21 protein-coding genes are annotated in these 21,419 nt (G+C 64.1%); 13 read left to right on the forward strand and 8 right to left on the reverse strand.

Features of this window, described 5'->3' with window-relative positions; genetic code table 11:
* Window positions 1–78 precede the first annotated feature (78 nt).
* Window positions 79–708: an SRPBCC family protein gene (locus JOD97_RS18440; RefSeq protein ID WP_229264555.1), complete on the forward strand. Its 630-nt coding sequence runs from the start codon at window positions 79–81 to the stop codon at window positions 706–708.
* On the opposite strand, the gene JOD97_RS18445 is transcribed toward JOD97_RS18440, so the two are convergent.
* From JOD97_RS18445 to pip, 3 genes are all read right to left on the reverse strand, one after another.
* Window positions 696–1,148 (reverse strand): hypothetical protein, encoded by a 453-nt coding sequence (locus JOD97_RS18445; protein ID WP_209721261.1) that lies wholly within the window; start codon window positions 1,146–1,148, stop codon window positions 696–698. The two genes, JOD97_RS18440 and JOD97_RS18445, sit on opposite strands and share 13 nt — an antisense overlap.
* Window positions 1,149–1,171: 23 nt before the next feature.
* The gene (locus JOD97_RS18450) at window positions 1,172–1,618 is read right to left on the reverse strand and encodes a DUF2721 domain-containing protein (RefSeq protein ID WP_209721265.1); all 447 of its coding nucleotides are present in this window, start codon (window positions 1,616–1,618) and stop codon (window positions 1,172–1,174) included.
* A 117-nt stretch (window positions 1,619–1,735) separates the two neighbouring features.
* Window positions 1,736–2,692, reverse strand: a complete 957-nt coding sequence (pip, locus tag JOD97_RS18455; RefSeq protein WP_209721268.1) for a prolyl aminopeptidase — start codon at window positions 2,690–2,692, stop codon at window positions 1,736–1,738.
* A gap of 129 nt (window positions 2,693–2,821) precedes the next feature.
* Between pip and JOD97_RS18460 the strand changes: the two genes are divergently transcribed.
* Complete coding sequence (locus JOD97_RS18460) at window positions 2,822–3,862, forward strand: hypothetical protein (protein ID WP_209721271.1); 1,041 nt, start codon at window positions 2,822–2,824, stop codon at window positions 3,860–3,862.
* An 84-nt stretch (window positions 3,863–3,946) separates the two neighbouring features.
* Here the strand turns inward: JOD97_RS18460 and phbB are convergent, their stop codons facing one another.
* From phbB to JOD97_RS18475, 3 genes are all read right to left on the reverse strand, one after another.
* The gene (gene phbB / locus JOD97_RS18465; RefSeq protein ID WP_209721275.1) at window positions 3,947–4,687 is read right to left on the reverse strand and encodes an acetoacetyl-CoA reductase; all 741 of its coding nucleotides are present in this window, start codon (window positions 4,685–4,687) and stop codon (window positions 3,947–3,949) included.
* A 93-nt stretch (window positions 4,688–4,780) separates the two neighbouring features.
* Window positions 4,781–5,959 carry an acetyl-CoA C-acetyltransferase gene (locus JOD97_RS18470; protein WP_209721278.1) on the reverse strand — a complete coding sequence of 393 codons (1,179 nt, stop codon included), beginning with the start codon at window positions 5,957–5,959 and terminating at the stop codon, window positions 4,781–4,783.
* Between the two features lie 276 nt (window positions 5,960–6,235).
* Entirely contained in the window at window positions 6,236–7,144 is a 909-nt protein-coding gene (locus JOD97_RS18475) for a LysR family transcriptional regulator (protein WP_209721281.1), read from the reverse strand.
* Between the two features lie 107 nt (window positions 7,145–7,251).
* Between JOD97_RS18475 and metE the strand changes: the two genes are divergently transcribed.
* The 4 genes from metE to minE all read left to right on the forward strand — a co-directional run bounded on the left by metE (window position 7,252) and on the right by minE (window position 11,698).
* A complete protein-coding gene (gene metE, locus JOD97_RS18480) occupies window positions 7,252–9,615 on the forward strand; it encodes a 5-methyltetrahydropteroyltriglutamate--homocysteine S-methyltransferase (protein WP_209721284.1) in 2,364 nt (787 codons plus the stop codon).
* 192 nt (window positions 9,616–9,807) lie between these two features.
* On the forward strand, window positions 9,808–10,593 hold the full coding sequence (minC, locus tag JOD97_RS18485) for a septum site-determining protein MinC (RefSeq protein WP_209721287.1): 786 nt from the start codon (window positions 9,808–9,810) through the stop codon (window positions 10,591–10,593).
* A gap of 36 nt (window positions 10,594–10,629) precedes the next feature.
* A complete protein-coding gene (minD, locus tag JOD97_RS18490) occupies window positions 10,630–11,445 on the forward strand; it encodes a septum site-determining protein MinD (RefSeq protein WP_209721290.1) in 816 nt (271 codons plus the stop codon).
* Between the two features lies 1 nt (window position 11,446).
* Window positions 11,447–11,698, forward strand: a complete 252-nt coding sequence (minE, locus tag JOD97_RS18495; protein ID WP_090323978.1) for a cell division topological specificity factor MinE — start codon at window positions 11,447–11,449, stop codon at window positions 11,696–11,698.
* Between the two features lie 120 nt (window positions 11,699–11,818).
* Here the strand turns inward: minE and JOD97_RS18500 are convergent, their stop codons facing one another.
* Window positions 11,819–12,349 (reverse strand): hypothetical protein, encoded by a 531-nt coding sequence (locus JOD97_RS18500; protein ID WP_209721293.1) that lies wholly within the window; start codon window positions 12,347–12,349, stop codon window positions 11,819–11,821.
* 238 nt (window positions 12,350–12,587) lie between these two features.
* On the opposite strand from JOD97_RS18500, the gene JOD97_RS18505 reads away from it, so the two are divergent.
* The 7 genes from JOD97_RS18505 (at window position 12,588) to JOD97_RS18535 (ending at window position 20,195) form a co-directional block, all read left to right on the forward strand.
* Complete coding sequence (locus tag JOD97_RS18505; protein WP_090323982.1) at window positions 12,588–13,280, forward strand: response regulator transcription factor; 693 nt, start codon at window positions 12,588–12,590, stop codon at window positions 13,278–13,280.
* 116 nt (window positions 13,281–13,396) lie between these two features.
* Window positions 13,397–14,671, forward strand: a complete 1,275-nt coding sequence (gene hemA, locus JOD97_RS18510) for a glutamyl-tRNA reductase (RefSeq protein WP_209721296.1) — start codon at window positions 13,397–13,399, stop codon at window positions 14,669–14,671.
* 99 nt (window positions 14,672–14,770) lie between these two features.
* Window positions 14,771–15,847: a peptide chain release factor 1 gene (prfA, locus tag JOD97_RS18515; RefSeq protein ID WP_209721300.1), complete on the forward strand. Its 1,077-nt coding sequence runs from the start codon at window positions 14,771–14,773 to the stop codon at window positions 15,845–15,847.
* Window positions 15,848–15,980: 133 nt separating this feature from the next.
* Window positions 15,981–16,454 (forward strand): disulfide bond formation protein B, encoded by a 474-nt coding sequence (locus JOD97_RS18520; RefSeq protein ID WP_209721303.1) that lies wholly within the window; start codon window positions 15,981–15,983, stop codon window positions 16,452–16,454.
* The gene (prmC, locus tag JOD97_RS18525; RefSeq protein WP_209722655.1) at window positions 16,451–17,299 is read left to right on the forward strand and encodes a peptide chain release factor N(5)-glutamine methyltransferase; all 849 of its coding nucleotides are present in this window, start codon (window positions 16,451–16,453) and stop codon (window positions 17,297–17,299) included. The genes JOD97_RS18520 and prmC overlap by 4 nt, the downstream gene beginning before the upstream one ends.
* Window positions 17,300–17,531: 232 nt before the next feature.
* Window positions 17,532–19,130: a glutamate--cysteine ligase gene (gshA, locus tag JOD97_RS18530; RefSeq protein WP_209721306.1), complete on the forward strand. Its 1,599-nt coding sequence runs from the start codon at window positions 17,532–17,534 to the stop codon at window positions 19,128–19,130.
* A gap of 21 nt (window positions 19,131–19,151) precedes the next feature.
* Window positions 19,152–20,195: a histone deacetylase family protein gene (locus tag JOD97_RS18535; protein WP_209721309.1), complete on the forward strand. Its 1,044-nt coding sequence runs from the start codon at window positions 19,152–19,154 to the stop codon at window positions 20,193–20,195.
* Window positions 20,196–20,356: 161 nt separating this feature from the next.
* Here the strand turns inward: JOD97_RS18535 and JOD97_RS18540 are convergent, their stop codons facing one another.
* Window positions 20,357–21,394 (reverse strand): serine hydrolase, encoded by a 1,038-nt coding sequence (locus tag JOD97_RS18540; protein WP_209721312.1) that lies wholly within the window; start codon window positions 21,392–21,394, stop codon window positions 20,357–20,359.
* Between the last annotated feature and the right edge of the window lie 25 nt (window positions 21,395–21,419).

Genomic DNA, 21,419 nt, shown 5'->3' on the forward strand with positions numbered 1-21,419 from the left:
TGCCACCCTTTCCCTTACGCTGGAACGATGATGCGATTCCTTCTGTTTTTGTTGTTAGGTGTGGCTGCCCCGGTGGCGATGGCACAAGCACCTAAGCTTGAACTGCCCAAGCTGGAGGTCTCTGTCAATCGCGTGGACGCCGAGGCGCGGCACATGTACGAAGTGGACGCCACCGCGACGGTGGCGGCGCCACTGCCCAAGGTATGGCGCATCCTGACCGGCTACGAGCGCATGTCGGAATTCGTGCCGGACCTGGAATCGTGCAAGGTCCTGTCACGCAACGGTAACGAAGTGATCATCGAACAATTCGGCGTGGCGCGCTTCCTGTTCATGTCGCGCACCATCCACCTGATCGTGCGCGCCACCGAGCAGCCGATGTCGTCGATCGACATCTCGCTGATCTCGGGCGACATGAAGCACTACGAATCGCGTTGGGAATTGATACCGGTGCCCGAAACCGGCGGCACCAAAATCGTCTACAGCGGCCGGCTGCTGCCGAACTTCTACGTGCCCGGCATCCTGGGCGCGAACATGATACGCAGCGACATCGAACACATGATGAACGCCGTGGTGGCGCGCATCGACCGCCGCGACGACGCGTCCAGGCGCGGTGGCCAGACGCCGTCGGTGCAGGCCACGCCGGCGATACAGGTGCCGCCGCCGGCGCAGCAGCCGGCGCCAAACCCTCCGGCCGGTCAGGCCAAATAGGTATCGCGCGAGCGCAGCTCGGCGAAGTTTTCCAGGCTGCCGATTTTCACCAGCACCGGATTCAGACTCAGTTTGCTCTGCATCGAGCGCCAGGCGAACTGCCACTCCTGCTCCTGCGCCTCGGCCGCCGTCTTGGTGAAGGCCGCGCCCAAGGCGGCGCGCGTGCCGTATTCGACGGCGCCGTCGATGCCCGCCCAGCTGGGCAGCGTGCGCTGCACCGCGCGGTGCAGGCGCTCGCCGAATTCCTCGGTGTTGTGGATGATCAGGCAGGCGTCGGACGAGAACAGCTCGAACAGCTTGCGGTCCCACACTTGCGAGAAGCTCAATGTCAGGCAGTTGGAGGCCGGACGGAGGATGAACTGGCCCTGGGTCAGCGCCAGTTCCAGGTCTTCGCGCACGCCGTAGCGGTGCAGGGTCGGAGGGCGTTGGTAGTCGTGCATGTTGGTACTCTATTCTTTACAAGTTATTTGACCGGGGCGCGGCGCACGTGGCGGTGCGAGCGCATCGCCGCCGAGGCGATGAAGATCTCGCGCAGCAGGTAGCAGAAGCTGCCGATCAGCGCCCCCATCGCCACCACGAACATGCCGGCGATGTATTTGTCGAGCGGCGTGTTGGTGATGTCGCCCAAAAACAGCATCGCGATGACCAGGCAAATGAGCAGGCCGCAGGCGGTCGACAGGGTGATCGAGGCGTTGATCAGGTGCGATCTTCGGTACAGCACATCGAGTTCGTTGAGATAGACGTCGCTGTAACCGATGTCGAGCCGGTCCTCCAGCACGCGCGAACGGTCGATGATGCGCGCCAGCCGGTTGGTCAGCACCATCAGGTTGGTGCACACGCCCGTCAACAGGAACACCGGCGCGATGGCCAGCTGGATAATGTGGCCGATATCGCCGATCTGAATATTCATGATTGCATATAAGCTGGGTTTAATGCTGGCCTCTCTGGGCTGTCGATCTTGCTACTCAAACCATAGTGTAGCAGCCCGGGGCACGCGCGGGCCGATTCCCGACCGAACGTGCGTTGTTTATGCAAACGCGCGCTCACGCTTGAACTGTTCGGTGGCGCCGACCAGCGCGCGCGCGATACCCTTTTCCATCGCGCCGTGGCCGGCGTCCGGCACCACGTGCATCACCGCGCCGGGCCACGCCTGCTGCAGGCGCCAGGCCGACAACGGCGGGCAAATCACGTCGTAGCGGCCCTGCACGATCACCGCCGGCAGGTGGGCGATGCGGCCGATGTCGCGTATCAGCTGGTCCTCGCCGAAGAAGCCCAGGTTGGCCATGTAGTGCGATTCGAGGCGGCCCACGCCCAGGTCGAGCGTGTCCGACGGCGGTTCGTCCGGCTGCGGCAGCAGGAACACGCGGCGTCCCTCGAAGCGGCTCCACGCGCGCACCGCCGGCATGTGGACGGCGGGATCGTCGCTCATGATGCGGTCGACGTAGGCCTTGAGCAGGTCGGCGCGCTCCGCCGGCGGGATCGGCCCGACGAACTCCTGGTACACCTCCGGGTGGAACCACTGGGCGCCATGCAGGAACCAGTCGATTTCCGCCTGCGTGCACAGGAAGATCCCGCGCAGCACGAAGCCGAGGCAGCGCGCGGGATGCGCCTGGCCGTACGCCAGCGCCAGCGTCGAACCCCACGAGCCGCCGAACACCAGCCACTGCTCGATGCCGAACAGCGCGCGCAGGCGTTCGATGTCGTCGATCAGCAGCTGGGTGGTGTTGTTGCGGCACTCGCCCAGCGGCAGCGACTTGCCGGCGCCGCGCTGGTCGAACAGGATCACGCGGTACCGTTCCGGATCGAAGAAGCGGCGGTGCTGCGGCGACAGGCCGGCGCCGGGGCCGCCGTGCAGGAAGATGACAGGAATGCCCTCCGGATTGCCGACCTCTTCCCAGTAGATGGTGTGCAGGTCGTCGACCGCCAGCATGCCGTGCCGGATCGGCAGGATGGGCGGGAACAGGGGCGAGGTCGGGTCAAACATGGCTATCCTTTGAAAACATCGATAGCGGATTGTACGAAAAAACAGGCCATCGCTATGTTGCGAAATTTATTATTCAAAAATGCACCGTGATATAATTCGGAAACTATACTTAACTTTAAGAAACTATTCATGAATCGCATCCTTTTGCGCACCCTCGCGGTGCTTGTGGCCACTTGTCTCATCTCTTGCGGCGGAGGCGGAGGCGGCGAATCCAGCGCGCCTGCCGCAACGACCGCGCCTGTCGGCAACAAGAACATGCTTTTCGTGACCGATATTAACAATCAAGTCCTCGCGGCGGTCAACACGCTCAACCCAGCGGCGAACTCTAATCTGGCGGCTAAGGTGTTCAATATGCCGCAGAGAGCCGGGGAGGGTTTGGCATATGATGGGCAGAAGGACTGGCTCTACATGTCGGCCGGCATTCCTTCGCAAGCGGGGAACTCCATCGTCGTCTTCGACCACGCCAGCGCGTTGGACGGAAACATCAAGCCTAGCCGCACCATCGTCCCAGCAATGGAATCCTATATAAGCCTGCTCGGTCTTGCGTTAGATAAAGAGCGCGATATTCTTTATGCGAACACTAGTCGCGGTGATCTTTTCGTCTTCAATAACGCGAGCAAATTGAACGGAACGGTTACCCCGGACCGCGTCCTCAATGTACGAGCGCTTACTTTTGCAATTGATTTCAAACGATCGATTCTTTACGTCGCCAGAGGGCAGGCCTTTATCTATGCCTATTCAAACTTGGATACGCTGACCGTTCAGACAACGAGTGCTGATCCGAGAGAGATCATCGTGAATCCGATAGGTATGGTTGATACAATGGCGATCGATAGCGTTCGCGACCGACTCTACTTTGGCGTCAAAGACCGCGGCATTGCTGTAGTGGAAAATGCCAGCGCCGCCGGATCGGCTGCGGGAACGGCGACGGTCGCCACCTCGACTCGCACACCTGCGATGACGCTGGCGGTCAGCGCGCCGGCTTATTTCCAGGTTTCCGTTCGACTGGCATTTGATCCGGCCAACGATCGTCTGTATGTAGGCGCCGGCAAAAAGGCCACACTGGTCAACAACGCCAGCACGCTCACAGCCACCACCGTGCCGACCAGCGTCGTCGGTCTGTCCGCGCCCGACAGCGCTTTTATAGGCGCCTTCGCCTTCCCGCAGTAAAGCTGGAAAGGACTTCGCCGCGAAAAAAGCCAGGATCGCGAACGATCCTGGCTTTTTTTTGCATGCCGCCGATTAAGTCTTGGCTTACGACATGTGCTGGCCGCCGTTGATGGCGATGTTGGCGCCGGTGACGAAAGCCGCCTCGTCCGACGACAGGTAGGCCACCAGGCCGGCCACTTCTTCCGGCTTGCCCAGGCGCGCCATCGGAATTTGCGGAATGATCTTGGTGTCGAGCACTTCCTGCGGGATCTCCATGACCATCTTGGTGCCGATGTAGCCCGGCGAGATGGTGTTGACGGTCACGCCCTTGCGCGCCACTTCCAGCGCCAGCGCCTTGGTGAAGCCGTGCATGCCGGCCTTGGCCGCCGAGTAGTTGGTCTGGCCGAAGGCGCCCTTCTGGCCGTTGACCGACGAAATGTTGATGATACGGCCCCAGCCGCGATCGACCATGCCGTCGCACACCGGCTTGGTCATGTTGAACACGGAGTCCAGGTTGGTGGCCATGACGGCGTCCCAGTTCGGCTTGTCCATCTTCTTGAACGTCATGTCGCGGGTGATGCCGGCGTTGTTGACCAGCACGTCGATCGGACCGATGTCCTTTTCGATGGCGGCCACGCAGGCCTGTGCCGAGTCGTAATCCGCCACGTCGCACGGATAGGCGCGGAAGTTGAAGCCCTGGTCGCGGGTCGTGGCGAGCCACTGTTCGACCTTGGGATTGCCAGGGGAATACGTCGTCACCACGTTATAGCCCAGCGCGGACAGTTTGAAACACACCGCCTCGCCCAGGCCGCCCATGCCGCCGGTTACCAATGCAACTCTTGCCATAATTGTCCCCTCTTCGTAGTTGATACCAAACTTCGATGACACCAAAGTTCGCGGACCGCCCCGCGACCGCGGAGGCGGCGTTAATTGTTGCTGTTACGGACGCTCGATCGCCAGCGCCACGCCCATGCCGCCGCCGATGCACAGCGAGGCCAGGCCTTTCTTGGCGTCGCGACGGATCATTTCGTGGATCAGGGTGACCAGGATGCGGGCGCCGGACGCGCCGATCGGGTGGCCGATGGCGATGGCGCCGCCGTTGACGTTGATCTTGCTGGTGTCCCAGCCCATTTCCTTGTTGACGGCGACGGCCTGCGCGGCGAACGCTTCGTTAATTTCCATCAAGTCCAGGTCGTCCGGGGTCCAGCCGGCCTTTTTCAGGCACAGGCGGCTGGCCGAGACCGGGCCCATGCCCATCAGCGCCGGGTCCAGGCCGGACGAGGCGTAGGCCTTGACCTTGGCCAGCACGGTCAGGCCCAGTTCCTTGGCCTTGCTGGCCGACATCATGATGACGGCGGCGGCGCCGTCGTTCAGGCCGGAGGCGTTGCCGGCGGTGACGGTGCCTTCCTTGTTGAAAGCGGGACGCAGGCCGGCCAGGCCTTCGAGGGTCGAGCCGGGCTTGATGTACTCGTCGCTGTCGAAGACGGTGGTGCCTTTTTTATTGGCGATCTCCAGCGGCAGGATCTCGTCCTTGAACTTGCCTTCCTTTTGCGCCGCTTCCGCCTTCAGCTGCGATTGCAGCGCGAACTCGTCCTGCTCGGCGCGCGAGATGTCGTGTTTTTTCGCGACGTTCTCGGCGGTGATGCCCATGTGGTACTGGTTGAACGCGTCCCACAGGCCATCGACGATCATGGTGTCGACCATTTTGATCTCGCCCATGCGGAAGCCGTCGCGCGAGCCGGGCATCGCGTGCGGCGACGCGCTCATGTTTTCCTGGCCGCCGGCGATGACGATTTGTGCGTCGCCACATTTAATCGCCTGCGCCGCCAGGTGGGTGGCCTTCAAACCGCTGCCGCACACGTGGTTGATGGTGAAGCCGGGAACGGAATTCGGCAGGCCGGACTTGATGACGGCCTGGCGGGCCGGATTCTGGCCGACGCCGGCGGTCAGCACCTGGCCGAGGATCGCTTCGCTGATCTGGCTTGGATCGATGCCGGTCTTGGCCAACAGGCCCTTGATCACGTGCGCGCCCAGGTCCGCCGCCGGGATCTTGGCGAGGCTGCCGCCGAATTTACCCACACCGGTGCGGCCAGCGGCCACGATAACTACATCATCCATATGACTCTCCAATACGCCGGCCAGGGCCGGCTTAGTTTAGCAACAACATTGAGCGACTACGCGACGTCGATAATACGCCTACGACGGTCAAGCCGTGGGGGGTTTCGATTGTGCGTCGCCGCGAGGAATGTCCAGTATTTCTCTAGCAGCATCCGTGCCAGCGGCTGGCCATGTCGCGGACCAATCGTAAGCGGCCACATTTGGCGACGCTTTGATTTGGGTCAAGCTTTGGATTCGACCAGCCTCAATACATTTTGAAGAAACAATAATTATTTGTCACGACAATAATCTGATACCGTCGAGCGTGGCGGCGCACTGCTCGCGTATCACTTTGACGAAATCGAGCACGTAGGCCTTCTGCTTTTGCGCCTCCGGCACCGAGACGAACAAGTCGCTCCACAGGCCGTGGTCGCCGACCGGCTTGGCGATGACGTAGTCGTAGTCGACATAGTTCTTGATGGCCCAGTTGGGCAGGGCGGCGATGCCGCGGCGGCTGGCGACCAGTTGCAACACGGCCACGGTCAGCTCGGCGGTGCGGCGCTCGACCTGGACGCCCGCCGGCCGCAGCACTTCGCGGATCAGATCGATGCGCGTTTCCGGCACCGGATAGGTGATCAGGGTCTCGCCCTGGAAGTCGGCCGGCTGCAGGCGGCGCCGCGTCGCCAGCCGGTGCTTTTGCGCCATGACGACCAAGATTTCATAACGGAACAGCGGGAACGTGACGAAATCCGGGCCGTAAGGCGAGCCGATGACCAGATCGGCGGCGCCGCTGCGCAGCAGCTCGGCCGGCTCGCTGTGGAAGCCCGACACCAAATCGATTTCCACGTCCGGCCAGCGTTTGCGGAACTCGTCCATGACCGGCATCAGCCAGTCGAAACAGGTGTGGCATTCCAGCGCAACCCGCAGCTGGCCTGTGTCACCCTGGGTCAGGCGGGCCACTTCGCGCTCGGCCGCCTCGATCTCGGGCAGCAGCATATCGGCCAGCTTGAGCAGCCGCGCGCCGGTGGCGGTAAAGCCGATCGGCACGGATTTTCGCTCAAAAAGCGGGCCGCCGTAGCGATCTTCCAGTAACTTGATTTGATGCGACAACGCCGACTGGGTCAGGTTGAGCAGCTGGGCGGCGCGCACCAGGCTGCCCGCCGAACGCAGCGCGCTCAAGGTGCGTAAATGGCGTATCTCTAGCATGGTCTATTAAAAATTTTCATGTGAAACTACAAAATCTTTCGTTTTGATTATAGACCGGAATGCCGCAAACTTTATCGCATCAATATTAAATGCGGATGACACTGATCATGACAACATCGAATAAAGCGGGCGCCAGCCACATCCAGACCCACGTTCCGGGCTTTCCACGCATCGGCGCCGCGCGGGAATTGAAATTCGCGCTCGAGGCGTACTGGCGCGGCGACTTGCCGGAAGCGGAACTGGAGGCCGTGGGCCGCGCGCTGCGCGCCCGCCACTGGGCGTTGCAAGCGGAGGCCGGACTGGACTTCGTCAGCGTCGGCGAGTTCGCCTTCTACGACCACGTCGCCAACCATGTGCAGTTATTGGGCTGCGAACCCGCGCGCTACGGCTTCGATCCCCGCCAATCGCAGTTGCGCCGCTATTTCGCCATGGCGCGCGGCGACGGCCGCGACGACCATCCGGATTGCGGCCACGGCTGCGCCCACGACGACGGCGTGCACGCCTCGGCCGCGCTGGAAATGACCAAGTGGTTCGACACCAACTACCATTACCTGGTGCCGGAATTCACCCCCGAAACCGCGTTTTCGCTGGCCTGCGAACGCCTGTTCGACGAGGTCGCGGAAGCGCAGGCGCTGGGCCACGCGGTCAAGGCCGTACTGCTCGGGCCGCTGAGCTTCCTGTGGCTGGGCAAGGAAAAAACCGCCGGCTTCAACCGTCTCGACCTGCTCGACAAACTGCTGCCCGTCTACGGCGCGGTGCTGGACCGCCTGAAGGCGCAAGGCGTGCAATGGGTGCAAATCGACGAGCCCATCCTGGGCCTGGACCTGCCGTCGGCATGGCGCGGCGCGTTCGAGAACGCCTACTGGCAGTTGAACCAGGTCGGCGTGCCGCTGCTGCTGGCGACTTATTTCTCGCCGCTGGAGGAAAACCTGAGCCTGGCCTGCCGCCTGCCTGTGGCCGGGCTGCACGTGGACGGCGTGCGCGCCGCGCACGAGCTGGCCAGCATCGCCGACTGGCTGCCGGTGCACAAGGTGCTGTCGGTCGGCATCGTCGACGGCCGCAACATCTGGCGCACCGATCTGGACGCGGCGCTGGCCACGCTGGCGCCCATCGTCGACAAGCGCGGCGGCAAGCTGTGGCTGTCGACGTCGTGCTCGCTGCTGCACGCGCCGTTCACGCTGGCCGCCGAAACCGCGCTCGACGCCGACATCAAATCCTGGCTGGCCTTCGCCACCGAAAAGCTGGACGAGCTGCGGGTGTTGAAGCAGGCGCTGCAAGGCGATCACGACGCGGCGGTCGACCACGCACTGGCGCAGTCGCGCGCCGCGCTGGCAAGCCGCCGCGCCAGCGAGCGCGTGCACCGGCCCGCCGTGGAGCAACGCCTGGCCGCGCTGGGCGACGACGCCGACCGGCGGCCGTCGCCGTTCGCGCAGCGCCAGGCCGTGCAGCGCGCGCGCTTGCAACTGCCGGACTTTCCGACCACGACCATCGGCTCGTTCCCGCAAACGGCGGCCATCCGCGCCGCCCGCGCCGGCTTCAAGCGCGGCGAACTGGGCGCCGCCGAATACGAACGCACCATGCGCGACGAGATCGCCTACGCGGTGCGCCGGCAAGAGGAGTTGGGGCTGGACGTGCTGGTGCACGGCGAGGCCGAGCGCAACGACATGGTCGAATATTTCGGCGAGCAACTGGACGGCTTCGCCTTCACGCGGCTGGGCTGGGTGCAATCGTACGGCTCGCGCTGCGTCAAGCCGCCCATCATCTACGGCGACGTCAGCCGTCCTAAGCCGATGACGGTGGACTGGACCGTCCACGCGCAAAGCCTGACCGGCAAGCCGATGAAGGGCATGCTGACGGGGCCGATCACTATATTGCAATGGTCGTTCGTGCGCGACGACCAGCCGCGCTCGCACACCGCGCTGCACATCGCGCTGGCGATCCGCGACGAGGTGGAGGATCTGCAGCGGGCCGGCATCGGCATCATCCAGATTGACGAGCCCGCCGTGCGCGAAGGCTTGCCGCTGCGCCGCGGCCGCTGGGACGCGTATCTGGACTGGGCCACGCGGGCGTTCCGCGTCTCGGCCGGCGCGGCGGCGGACGGCACGCAGATCCACACCCACATGTGCTATGCCGAGTTCAACGACATCCTGCCGCAGATCGCCGCGATGGACGCCGACGTGATCACGATCGAGACCAGCCGCTCGGACATGGAGCTGCTCAACGGCTTCGGCCGGTTCCGCTATCCGAACGAGATCGGGCCGGGCGTGTACGACATCCACTCGCCGCGCGTGCCGGGGCAGGCCGAGATGGTGCGGCTGCTGCGCAAGGCCAGCGCGGTGATTCCGCCCGGCAATCTCTGGGTGAATCCGGATTGCGGCCTGAAGACGCGCGGCTGGGCGGAGACGGCAACGGCGCTGCGCAACATGGTGGCCGCCGCACATCAATTGCGGGCCGAGCAAGCGATTTATTGACGCGTGCATTTGACCCGGCACGGCGGGGTCGTACCCAGGCGGGGTACGACCCCGGGCCCGGCCGCTTTGCGGGTCCAAATCCCGCATTTTTACTGGCCCAGTACGCTGTGCGCCCTCCCCATCCGCCGTTTTCCACAGTAGAATGCTCGTGCCTGCGCATGCGCGCGAGGTTAACCTCTCATACTGTCGCCCATGTCCAAGAGCCTGTTTCAAAAGCCCATAGAAATCAAGATTTCCACCGTCGTCGCCGTCTCCGCCATCCTGGCGACCGCCGACAGCATCGCTCTCGACGCCGCGCTGGCCGAAATGACCGGCGGCACCACCGACTTTTTTGAAGACGACCTGGCCGTGATCGACGTCGCCGCGCTGCCGGCCGGTGGCGATCCCATCGACTGGGCCGGCATCATCGCCCTGCTGAAGAAATACCGCCTGAACCCGGTCGCCGTGCGCAACGCGCCGCCGGCCATGGCCGCCGCCATCGCCGCCCACGGCCTGAGCCTGGAAACGGCGACCAAGCCGCGCGACGAGCCGGACCCCATACCAGCCAAGGCCGCGCCGGCGAAAGCGGCGCCGGCGCCGGCACCGACGGCGGGCAAACCGGCCCCCGCCGCCGAAGGCCAGCCCGGCAACGCCGGCGTGATGATCATCGACACCCCGGTGCGGGCCGGCCAGCGCATCTACGCGCGCGGCTGCGACCTGATCATCACGGCGGTGGTCAACAACGGCGCCGAGATCATCGCCGACGGCAGCATCCATGTGTACAACACGCTCAACGGCCGCGCGCTGGCGGGCGCCTCCGGCAACCCCGAGGCGCGCATCTTCGCGATGACCATGTCGCCGGAATTGGTGTCAATTGCCGGTGTTTACCGTACTTTTGAAGACGGGTTCCCCGCCGAGTTCGCGCGTTCTCCAGCGCAAATTCGATTGGTCGGCGACCGAATCGATATACTATCTGTCAATTCCGCAAACCGCGCCTGAGTGGCCCGCTGTTCATCTCTCTGAAAAGGATTATTTGTGGCGAGAATTATTGTAGTGACGTCCGGCAAGGGCGGCGTCGGTAAGACGACTTCCAGCGCGAGCTTCTCCACCGGCCTGGCCATGCGCGGCCACAAGACCGCCGTCATCGACTTCGACGTCGGCCTGCGCAACCTGGACTTGATCATGGGTTGCGAACGCCGCGTGGTGTACGACCTGATCAACGTGATTAACAAGGAAGCGTCGCTGACCCAGGCGCTGATCAAGGACAAGCACTGCGACAACCTGTTCATCCTGCCGGCCTCGCAGACGCGCGACAAGGACGCGCTGTCGGAGGACGGCGTCGAGATCGTGCTGCACGAACTGATCAACATGGGTTTCGAATTCATCATCTGCGATTCGCCGGCCGGCATCGAGCACGGCGCGCTGATGGCGCTGACCTTCGCCGACGAGGCCATCATCGTCACCAATCCGGAAGTGTCGTCGGTGCGCGATTCGGACCGCATCCTCGGCATCATCCAGGCCAAGTCCCGCCGCGCCCAGACCGGCGGCGAGCCGGTCAAGGAGCACCTGCTGATCACCCGCTACTCGCCGAAACGCGTGGAAGCGGACGAAATGCTGTCGTACCAAGACGTGCAGGAGATTCTGCGCATTCCTTTGATCGGCATCATCCCGGAATCGGAATCGGTGCTGCACGCTTCAAACCAGGGTAACCCGGCGATTCACTTCAAGGGCACCGACGTCGCGGAAGCCTACGAGGATGTGGTGTCGCGCTTCCTCGGCGAGGAATTGCCGCTGCGCTTCGTCAACTATGAAAAGCCAGGCCTTCTGCAGCGTATTTTTGGGAGCAAGTGACATGGCCCTGCTTTCTTTCCTGTTCCCGCAAAAACAGAAGACCGCGACCGCGGCCAAGGAGCGGTTGCAGATCATCATCGCGCGCGAGCGCAATGGCCGCAGCGGACCGGATTTCCTGCCGGCGCTGCACAAGGAGTTGATCGAGGTGATCTCGAAGTACACCAAGGTCAACGCCGACGACATCAAGATTTCGCTCGACCGCCAGGGTAACCTGGAGGTGCTGGACGTCAACGTGGTGCTGCCCGACGCTTAAGCCGTGCGCATGTGGCGATACGCTAGCGTCACACTTAGGGGTCGCACCCCGCACGGGGTACGACCCCGGTTGGCGGTGCGGGTTTGGCGCCACCGCCAACGTGACACCCGCGACACACTTTTATGCCGGATTCGCCACCCCGGCGTCATGCCCGACACCCGCCGTCACCAGCTTGGCCGCCACCTTGGCGCAGGCTTCCACGTGCTGGTAGCCGATCTGGCGGAACGCCAGGAAGCCGATGCCGGCCGCGGCCAGCTGGCCGGCCAGCGGCACCATCTTGCCGGCCTGGCGCGCCGCCGTTTTCATGCCGGTGCGCCGCAGCACGTGCGACACCACTTCCCGCGTCACCACCTTGCCGACCAGCATGCCGCCGACGCCGATCGCCGCCTCGTAGGCGATCAGCTTGAACTTGGGCTGCAGCCGCTCGATCTGCTCCTCGGACAGGCCGAACTCGTGGTTGATGTCGTCGATCAGCAGCGCGAACAGGCGCAGGTCCGACATCACGTCCAGGCCGGGAATCGGCACCGCCGCCACGCCGGCCGAGACCATCGCGCGGCGCCGCACCAATTTCCGGCAGCGTTCGCGCACCGCGTCGATGTCGCGCTCGGTACCCGGCACCAAGGTCCAGTTCGTGTTGTTTTTGAGTCCCACAGCGCCTCCCGGATGAGCTGAAGATTATTTCCGGATTTCAACTTCTTCATTGAATTCGGGCTTTTTCCAGTGTACCGTGTAATAACACAACGGGCGCGCACGATCAAAAATTACATTAACAAACGATAAATGTTAGTGTCCCACGAAAAATATTTTGACCTTTCTGCCAATAAATTTGTGAATCTCTGTTATATTTGACGTGACATCTCTTTAACATATATTTCCTACAGGCAGCAGTATGAGAATCGCCGTACTCGACAACGACCGCAGCCAGGCCGACTTGATCTGCCAGGTGTTGACCTCCGCCGGCCACATTTGCCACAGTTTTCAAACAGCAAAAGACGTGCTGGCGCAGCTGCGCAAGGACAGTTACGACATGCTCATACTCGACTGGCAGGTGGTCGATCTGACCGGCGCCGAAGTGATGCGCCGCGCCCGTGAAAAGCTGCCCGACAGCGCCCCCGTGCTGTTCCTGACGACCAGCTCGGGCGAGGACGATATCGTCGCCGGCCTGGCCGCCGGCGCCGACGATTACATGATCAAGCCGCTACGCCGCAGCGAGATGGTGGCGCGCGTGCAAGCGCTGCTGCGGCGCGCCTATCCCGCCCAGAACGGCGCCGAACAATTACAATTCGGTCAATACGTTTTCGAGACCCGCCCCGGTCGTTTGCTGATGGATGGCGTGGTGCTGGACGTCACCCACAAAGAGTTCTACCTCGCGCTGTTATTTTTCCGCAACATCGGCCGGCCGCTGTCGCGCGCCTACATCCATGAGGCCGTGTGGATCCGCGAGACCGCCGTGCCGTCCCGCACCATGGACACCCACGTCTCGCGCGTGCGCAACAAATTGCAATTAAAACCAGAAAACGGCTTCCGCCTGGTGCCCGTGTACAGTTACGGTTACCGGTTGGAAAAACTCGGCGCGGCGTAATCCGCCCGCCCGCCCGGGGCCGCCGCGATGGCCGCTGCTATGGCTTTAGGCAGTCCCGGGGCTACATCCAGGTACATCACGGTATAATGTCCGCTAATTCAACGTCCGGACCCGCCATGCAGCTGCTCGCCGTCGGCCTCAATCACCACACCGCACCGGTCTCGCTCCGCGAGCAGCTGGCGTTCGCCCCTGAGCAGCTGGGCCAGGCGGTGGTGGCGGCGCGTTCGTGGTTCGAGCGCATCGACCACCGCGGCAGCGACGAAGCGGCGATCCTGTCGACCTGCAACCGCACCGAGTTGTACGCGGCCAGCCAGGTGCCCGATCCGCTCGACGCCGGCGCCCATTTCCTGGCCGATTTCCACAAATTGAACTACGCCGAACTGCGGCCGCACCTGTATTTGTTGCCGCAGCACGACGCCGTGCGCCACACCTTCCGCGTCGCCTCCGGGCTCGATTCGATGGTGCTGGGCGAGACGCAGATCCTCGGCCAGATCAAGGACGCGATCCGCACCGCCGACGAGGCGGGCGGCCTGGGCACCTATCTGCACCAGCTGTTCCAGCGCAGCTTCTCGGTCGCCAAGGAGGTGCGCAGCACCACCGAGATCGGCGCCCACAGCGTGTCGATGGCCGCCGCCGCCGTGCGCCTGTCGCAGCGCATCTTCGACAAGATCTCCGAGCAGAACGTGCTGTTCATCGGCGCCGGCGAGATGATCGAATTGTGCGCCACCCACTTCGCGGCGCAGAATCCGAAAACCATCACCATCGCCAACCGCACGCTGGAACGCGGCGAGCTGCTGGCGCACCGCTACGGCGGCCGCGCGATCCGCCTGGCCGACCTGCAGGACAAGCTGCACCAGTACGACATCGTCATCTCGTGCACCGCCTCGTCGCTGCCGCTGATCGGCCTGGGCATGGTGGAGCGCGCGATCAAGGCGCGCCGCCACAAGCCGATGTTCATGGTCGATCTGGCCGTGCCGCGCGATATCGAGCCCGAAGTGTCGCGCCTCAACGACGCCTTCCTGTACACCGTCGACGATCTGGGCAAGGTGGTGCAGACCGGGATGGAAAACCGCCAGGCCGCCGTCGCCCAGGCCGAGGCGATCATCGAAACGCGGGTGCAGTCGTTCATGCACTGGATCGACGACCGTGCCGTGGTGCCGGTGATTCAAAGCCTGCACGAAAACGGCGAGGCGCTGCGCCAGATCGAACTCGAACGCGCCCGCAAGATGCTGGCCAAGGGCGAGGATATCGACGTCGTGCTCGAAGCCCTGTCCAAGGGCCTGACCGCGAAATTCATGCACGGCCCGCAGCAGGCGCTGCACCGGGCCCAGGGCGACGAGCGCGCCCACCTGGCCGAGCTGCTGCCGCAGCTGTTCCGCGGCCGCCGTTAGCGAGCCTGCGCCGCCCGCCGATCGCGCTGATAGCCGGTCGCACTCACCGCCGCGTCCACGCGGCATCCGCCTCACCCCTTACACAATACCGCATACGCTATGAAACCATCCATGCTGGCCAAGCTCGATCAACTGGCGAACCGCCTGGTCGAACTCGATGAACTGCTGATGTCCGAAGGCGCCACCAGCAATATGGACGCCTACCGCAAAATGACCCGCGAGCACGCCGAACTGGGGCCGCTGGTGGCGCTGTACAACGCCTACCAGGAAGCGATCGGCGACATCGCCGCCGCGCAGGAGATGCTGTCCGATCCCGAGATGAAGGAATTCGCGCAGGACGAAATCGAAGCGTCCAAAACCCGCATGGCCGAACTGGAGATCGAGCTGCAGAAGATGCTGCTGCCGAAGGACGCCAACGACGAGCGCAACATCTTCCTCGAGATCCGCGCCGGCACCGGCGGCGACGAGTCGGCCTTGTTCGCCGGCGACCTGCTGCGCATGTACACCCGCTTCGCCGAGCGCAATCGCTGGCAGGTGGAAGTGGTGTCGGAATCGGCGTCGGACCTGGGCGGCTACCGCGAGGTGATCGTGCGCCTGATCGGCAACGGCGTGTACGCCAAGCTGAAGTTCGAATCCGGCGGCCACCGCGTGCAGCGCGTGCCGGCCACCGAAACCCAGGGCCGCATCCACACCTCCGCCTGCACGGTGGCGGTGATGCCGGAGGCGGACGAAGTCGAAGACGTCAACATCAATCCGGCCGACCTGCGCATCGACACCTTCCGCGCCTCCGGCGCCGGCGGTCAGCACATCAACAAGACCGATTCGGCGGTGCGGCTGACCCACCTGCCGACCGGGATCGTGGTCGAATGCCAGGACGACCGCTCGCAGCACAAGAACAAGGCGCAGGCGCTGAAAGTGCTGGCCGCGCGCATCAAGGACGTGCAGCTGCGCGAGCAGCAGTCCAAGGAAGCGGCCACGCGCAAAAGCCTGATCGGCTCGGGCGACCGCAGCGAGCGTATCCGCACCTACAACTTCCCGCAGGGGCGCATGACGGACCACCGCATCAACCTGACGTTGTACAAGCTCGATTTCATCATGGACGGCGACCTGACGGAGCTGACCAACGCGCTGGCGGCGGAACACCAGGCCGAGTTGCTGGCGGCGCTGGGCGACTGACCCGTACCGCCACCCTGGGGTCGTACCCCGGGGGGTACGACCCCGCCTTTGCGGGTTAAGATTAAGAGCCGCCTAAGACCACGGTATCGCCAATGTGCGAGAATCACGCGATCACCACCACGAAAACAACTCCATGAACCAGTCCCGCTCCCTGCTGCTGTCCATCGCCTTCGCCAGCTTTGGTTTGATCGCCGTCGCGCTGTACCTGCAGCACGGGCTCGACATGTTGCCTTGTCCGCTGTGCGTGATCCAGCGCTACCTGTTCCTGGCGATCGGCTTCGCCTCGCTGATCGGCGCCTTCATCAGCAAGCCCAAAATCGGCGCCGGCATTGGCCTGCTGGCCGCGCTGGGCGGTTTGGTCTACGCCGGCAAACACCTGTACGTGCTGGCCAACCCCGGCCTCTCGTGCGGCATCGACCCGATGGAAACCTTCCTCAACAAGATCCCCACCGCCACCTACCTGCCGTTCCTGTTCAAGGCCGACGGCCTGTGCGAAGACGCGTTGGCGCCGTGGTTCGGCCTGTCGATTCCACAGTGGTCCTTCCTGTGGTTCGGCCTCTTCGCGCTGGCGCTGGCGTGGGCGCTGCTGCGCCGCTCGCGCGCATGATCGACGGCATCGACGGCATCGACGCCATCGGCGCCGGCGTCACCGTCGGCGCGCTGCAAACGCAGTCGCTGCTCGACGCGCTGGATAACCGCGTCCTGCTGTGCCACGCGCTGGGGCTGAGCCGCGTCGGCCTGATCACCCAATCCGAGCGCGCGCTGAGCGCCGACGAGGCGAATCGCTTCGCCGCGCTGGTGAAACGCCGCCTCGACGGCGAACCGATCGCCTACATCGTCGGCCAGCGCGAGTTTTTCGGCCTGCCGTTCGAAGTCGGCGGCGCCGTGCTGATACCCCGTCCCGACACCGAACTGCTGGTCGAACTGACCCTGGAGCGCCTGCCGCCATCCGGCCGGGTGCTCGACATGGGCACCGGCAGCGGCGCCATCGCGGTCGCCGTGGCGCACACACGGCGCGACGCCGACGTCACCGCCCTCGATGTCAGTCCGGAGGCGCTGGCCGTGGCGCGCCGCAACGCCGCCGCCAACGGCGTCCGCGTCGCTTTCCTGCAAAGCGACTGGTTCGCGGCGCTGGAGGCAAAGCCGCCGTTCGACGTCATCGCCTCCAATCCGCCCTACATCGCCAGCGGCGACCGCCACCTGTCCGAGGGCGATTTGCGCTACGAGCCGGTTGGCGCGCTGACCGACCACGCCGACGGCCTGTCGGCGCTGCGCATCATCGTCGCCGGGGCCCGGGCACGTTTGAAGCCCGGTGGCTGGCTGCTGATGGAGCACGGCTACGACCAGTCGGCCGCCGTGCGCCAGTTGTTAACCGAACAAGGTTACACCGACGTGCAAAGCTGGACCGACCTGGCCGGCATCGAGCGCGTGACCGGTGCGCGGACGCACTGACAAACGTCCCCTCCCTGCGGTATCGTGGCTTTGCGCCGCTCTCCAAACTATTTGTTAAACTAGCAAGCGATAATTGATCGGCGGCGCATGCATGGCCGATTACGGCGTTCCGCCTAATCCGCCCTACGTGTATCCGCGTCGGCCGACTTTTGGCCTTGCCAACGCGTTTGTCCGTTTTCGGTTAATCTCGCACCTCACAGTTTGTTTGATGCAACACGAAAGGAAGATCCAATTGTCCAATCTACTGACTCGCCGCCTGGCACTGCTGGCCAAGCCGGAGCACCGCGCGGTGCTGGGTGGCTTGCGTGGCATCGAGCGCGAAACGCTGCGGGTTGACCGGCACGGCCACTTGGCCGCCACACCGCATCCGGTGGCCATGGGTTCGGCCCTGACGCATCCGCAAATCACCACCGACTACGCCGAGGCGCTGCTGGAGTTCATCACCCCGGCCGAGGCGGACATCGCCACCACCATCGAAAAACTCGACGGCATCCACCGCTACGCCTACAGCAAATTGGGCGACGAACTGCTGTGGAGCCAATCGATGCCCTGCCAGCTGCCGGGCGAGGAGGACATCGCGATCGCCTGGTACGGCAGCTCCAATCTGGGCACGCTCAAACACGTGTACCGGCGCGGCCTGGCGCTGCGCTACGGTAAAGCGATGCAGTGCATCGCCGGCATCCACTACAACTACTCGCTGGACGAACGCCTGTGGCGCGTGCTGGCCGAGAACGAGCCGGCCGAAAAGCGGCTGTCGAAAAAAGGCTATCAGTCGGAGGCCTACCTCGCCACCATCCGCAACTTCCGCCGCTATAGCTGGCTGTTGATGTACCTGTTCGGCGCCTCGCCGGTGCTGTCGACCGGCTTTTTGCGCGGCCGGCCGCACAAGCTCGAAACGCTGTCCGAGGACACGCTGTACCTGCCCTACGCCACCAGCCTGCGCATGAGCGACCTCGGTTACCAGAACGACGCGCAATCGGGCCTGAGCCCGCACGAGAACTGTTTGGACAGCTACGTCGCGGCGCTGACCAAGGCCGTCAACCAGCCGTACGCGCCCTACGCGGAACTGGGCACCAAACGCGATGGCGAATGGATCCAACTGAGCACCAACGTGCTGCAGATCGAAAACGAGTACTACTCCACCATCCGCCCCAAGCGCGTGATCCAGACCGGCGAACGGCCGATCCAGGCGCTGTGCGCGCGCGGCGTGCAGTACATCGAGGTGCGCTGCATGGACGTCGACCCGTTCGAGCCGGTCGGCATCAGCGTCGAAGCGGGCCGCTTCCTCGACGCCTTCCTGCTGTTCTGCGCCCTGGAGGAAAGCCCGGCGATCTCGCCGGAGGAAAGCCTGCGCCACACCCGCAACTTCGCGCGCACCGTCAAGGAAGGCCGCCGTCCTGGCCTGATGCTGACCAACGACGACGGCGACATCGGCCTGCAAAGCTGGGGCGCCGAACTGCTCGAGCGCATCCGCCCGGCGGCCGAGCTGCTTGACTCGCTGCGCGGCGACAGCGCCCATGCCGACGCGATGATATCGCAGGCAGCCAAGCTGGCCGACGCCAGCCTGACGCCGTCGGCCAAGGTGCTGGCGACGATACAGGCCAACGGCAAATCGTTCGCCGCCTTCGGCCTGGCGCAGAGCGAAAAGCACGCCGCCTACTTCCGCAGCCACCCGCCGAGCGCCGACGAAACGGCGTATTTCGACGGCCTGGGCGCCGTCTCGCTGGCCGAACAGGCCGAGATGGAAGCCGCCCCGCAAACCAATTTCGACGACTACGTCGCCGCCTACCGCGCCAGCAATCTGTGCCACTCCAGCCACGACTGCGACTAGAACGCCACCATCGAGGCCCCCGTGCTGACCTTCTACAACGAGCTGCATGCCCAGCACCGGGGACGCTACGAGATTTTTCGCGGCGAGATGGTGCCGTGCTTCGAAAAACCGGAGCGGGCCGACGCCGTGCTGGCGGAACTGGGCCGGCGCGGCCTTGGCCGCATCGTCACGCCGCAGGGCGTGCCGTTAATGTCGCTCGAACGCATCCACACGCCGCGCTACCTGCACTTCCTGCGCACCGCCTGGAGCGAATGGCTGGCGCTCGACCCGGCCAACGCGCAGAAGGACGCCTTCCCCGCCGTCTGGCCGGTGCGCACACTGCGCGACGACATCGAGCCGGATAACTTCTGCGCCAAACTGGGTTTGTATTCGATGGACAGCGGCACGCCGCTGACCGCCGGCACCTGGACCGCCGCCAAGACCGGCGCCGATTGCGCGGTCAACGCCGCGCACGCGCTGCGCCTGGGCGAGCGCGGCGCGTTTGTGCTGAGCCGCCCGCCGGGCCACCACGCGGGCGCCGATTTCTTTGGCGGCTACTGCTTCCTGAACAACGCCGCGCTGGCCGCCCAGCACATGCTCGACGACGGCGCGCGCAAGGTCGCCATCATCGACATCGACTACCACCATGGCAACGGCACGCAGAGCATCTTCTACGGCCGCGACGATGTGCTGTTCATTTCGATCCACGCCGATCCGCGCAGCGAGTATCCGTTCTATCTGGGGCACGCCGATGAACGCGGCGAAGGCGCGGGGCAGGGTTTCAATATGAACTTGCCGCTGGCGGCGGGCAGCTCGGTCAAGGCCTGGTTCACGGCGCTGGAGACGGCATGCATCCGCATCGGCGGCTTCGCGCCGGATGCGCTGGTGGTATCGCTAGGGGTGGATACGTTCGCCGGCGATCCGCTGTCGCGCTTCGCCTTGCAAAGCGCGGATTACCTGAAAGTGGGCGAGCGGCTGGCCTACCTGAATTTGCCGACGGCCTTCATCTTCGAAGGTGGCTACGCGGTCAAGGAATTGGGGATCAATGTCGTCAACGTCCTGGAAGGTTACGAAACGGCGCTCTGAGCAACAGACCACATCACGTCGGATCACGTTAAAACACGTAGGGCGGATTAGCGCAGCGTAATCCGCCATGCATGCGCCGCCGGCGGCTCAACGATGGCGGATTACGGCGTTCCGCCTAATCCGCCCTACGTGGATCCGTGGTGCCGCTTGCGTCGGGGGCCTCACTTCAACGCCTTGAAGACATAATCGGTCAGCAGCTTGTCGGTGATCGCGTGCGCCGAGCGCACCTGGAAATTGGTCGTCGTGACGACCGCCACCATCCGCTGCTCCGGCATGACCACCACTTTGTTGCCGCCGTTCCCCTGCATCATGACCGTACGGTAGGTCTTGCCCTCCTGAGGGAAGGCCTTGATCCACCACCAATACCCGTAATCGGTGCTATCGTCGACCCGCGCATGCGGCGCCGTCGACTGCCGCACCCACTCGGCCGAGACCACGCGCTTGCCCCGCCACACGCCACCATCAAGATACAACTGGCCAAGCTTGAGCAGATCGCGGCTGCGCAAAGCCAGGCCGCCGCCGGTCATCGCCGTGCCGTTCGGCGCGTACTGCCATTGAAGTTTGCTGATGCCCAGTGGATTGAACAGGGTGCGTTGCGCAAATTGGTCGACTTTTTCTCCGGTTGCCTTTTCCAGCAAAGGCCCCATCAACGTCGGTCCGGCGGTGCAGTAGGAAAAACTGCGGCCGTATGGCGAATCCTGCGGCTTCGGCGTCCACGCCGGGAAGCCCTTGATCGGCAGGTCCAGCGCGAACTGCGTCCAGTCCTCGATCAGATACATGCTCTCCTCGTTCCCGCGCGAGTATTGGTTTTGATCGTCGCATTCGAGCAGGGAGCTCATACTGAGCAAGTCTTCGATGGTGATCTTGTCCTTGCGCGGATCGGGATTGCGCTCCGGCCGCTTCTCGGGGAAGAAGGCGAAAACCGGCGCCGCCACGCCGGGCAGGCTGCCCTGATCGATCGCGATCCCCACCAGCATGTCGGTCACGCTCTTGGTCACCGATCGCGTGTTGCGCAGACCCGCTTCGCCATCGGCGTCGAAGTAGGCCTCGTACACCAGCTTGCCCTCGCGGGCGATCAGGATGCTGGTGATTTGTTTGAAGTCGCCCTTGCGGACCGCCGCCCCCATCGCTTCGAGCAGCTGCGTATCCAGGCCGGCGGCCGACGGCGCGGCGAAGTTCCATTCTTCTTCGGCGGCCATGGGGGCTATCGTCACGCCAGCCAAC

The organism is Duganella sp. 1411 (genome assembly GCF_017833525.1).
Lineage (GTDB): Bacteria > Pseudomonadota > Gammaproteobacteria > Burkholderiales > Burkholderiaceae_D > Rugamonas.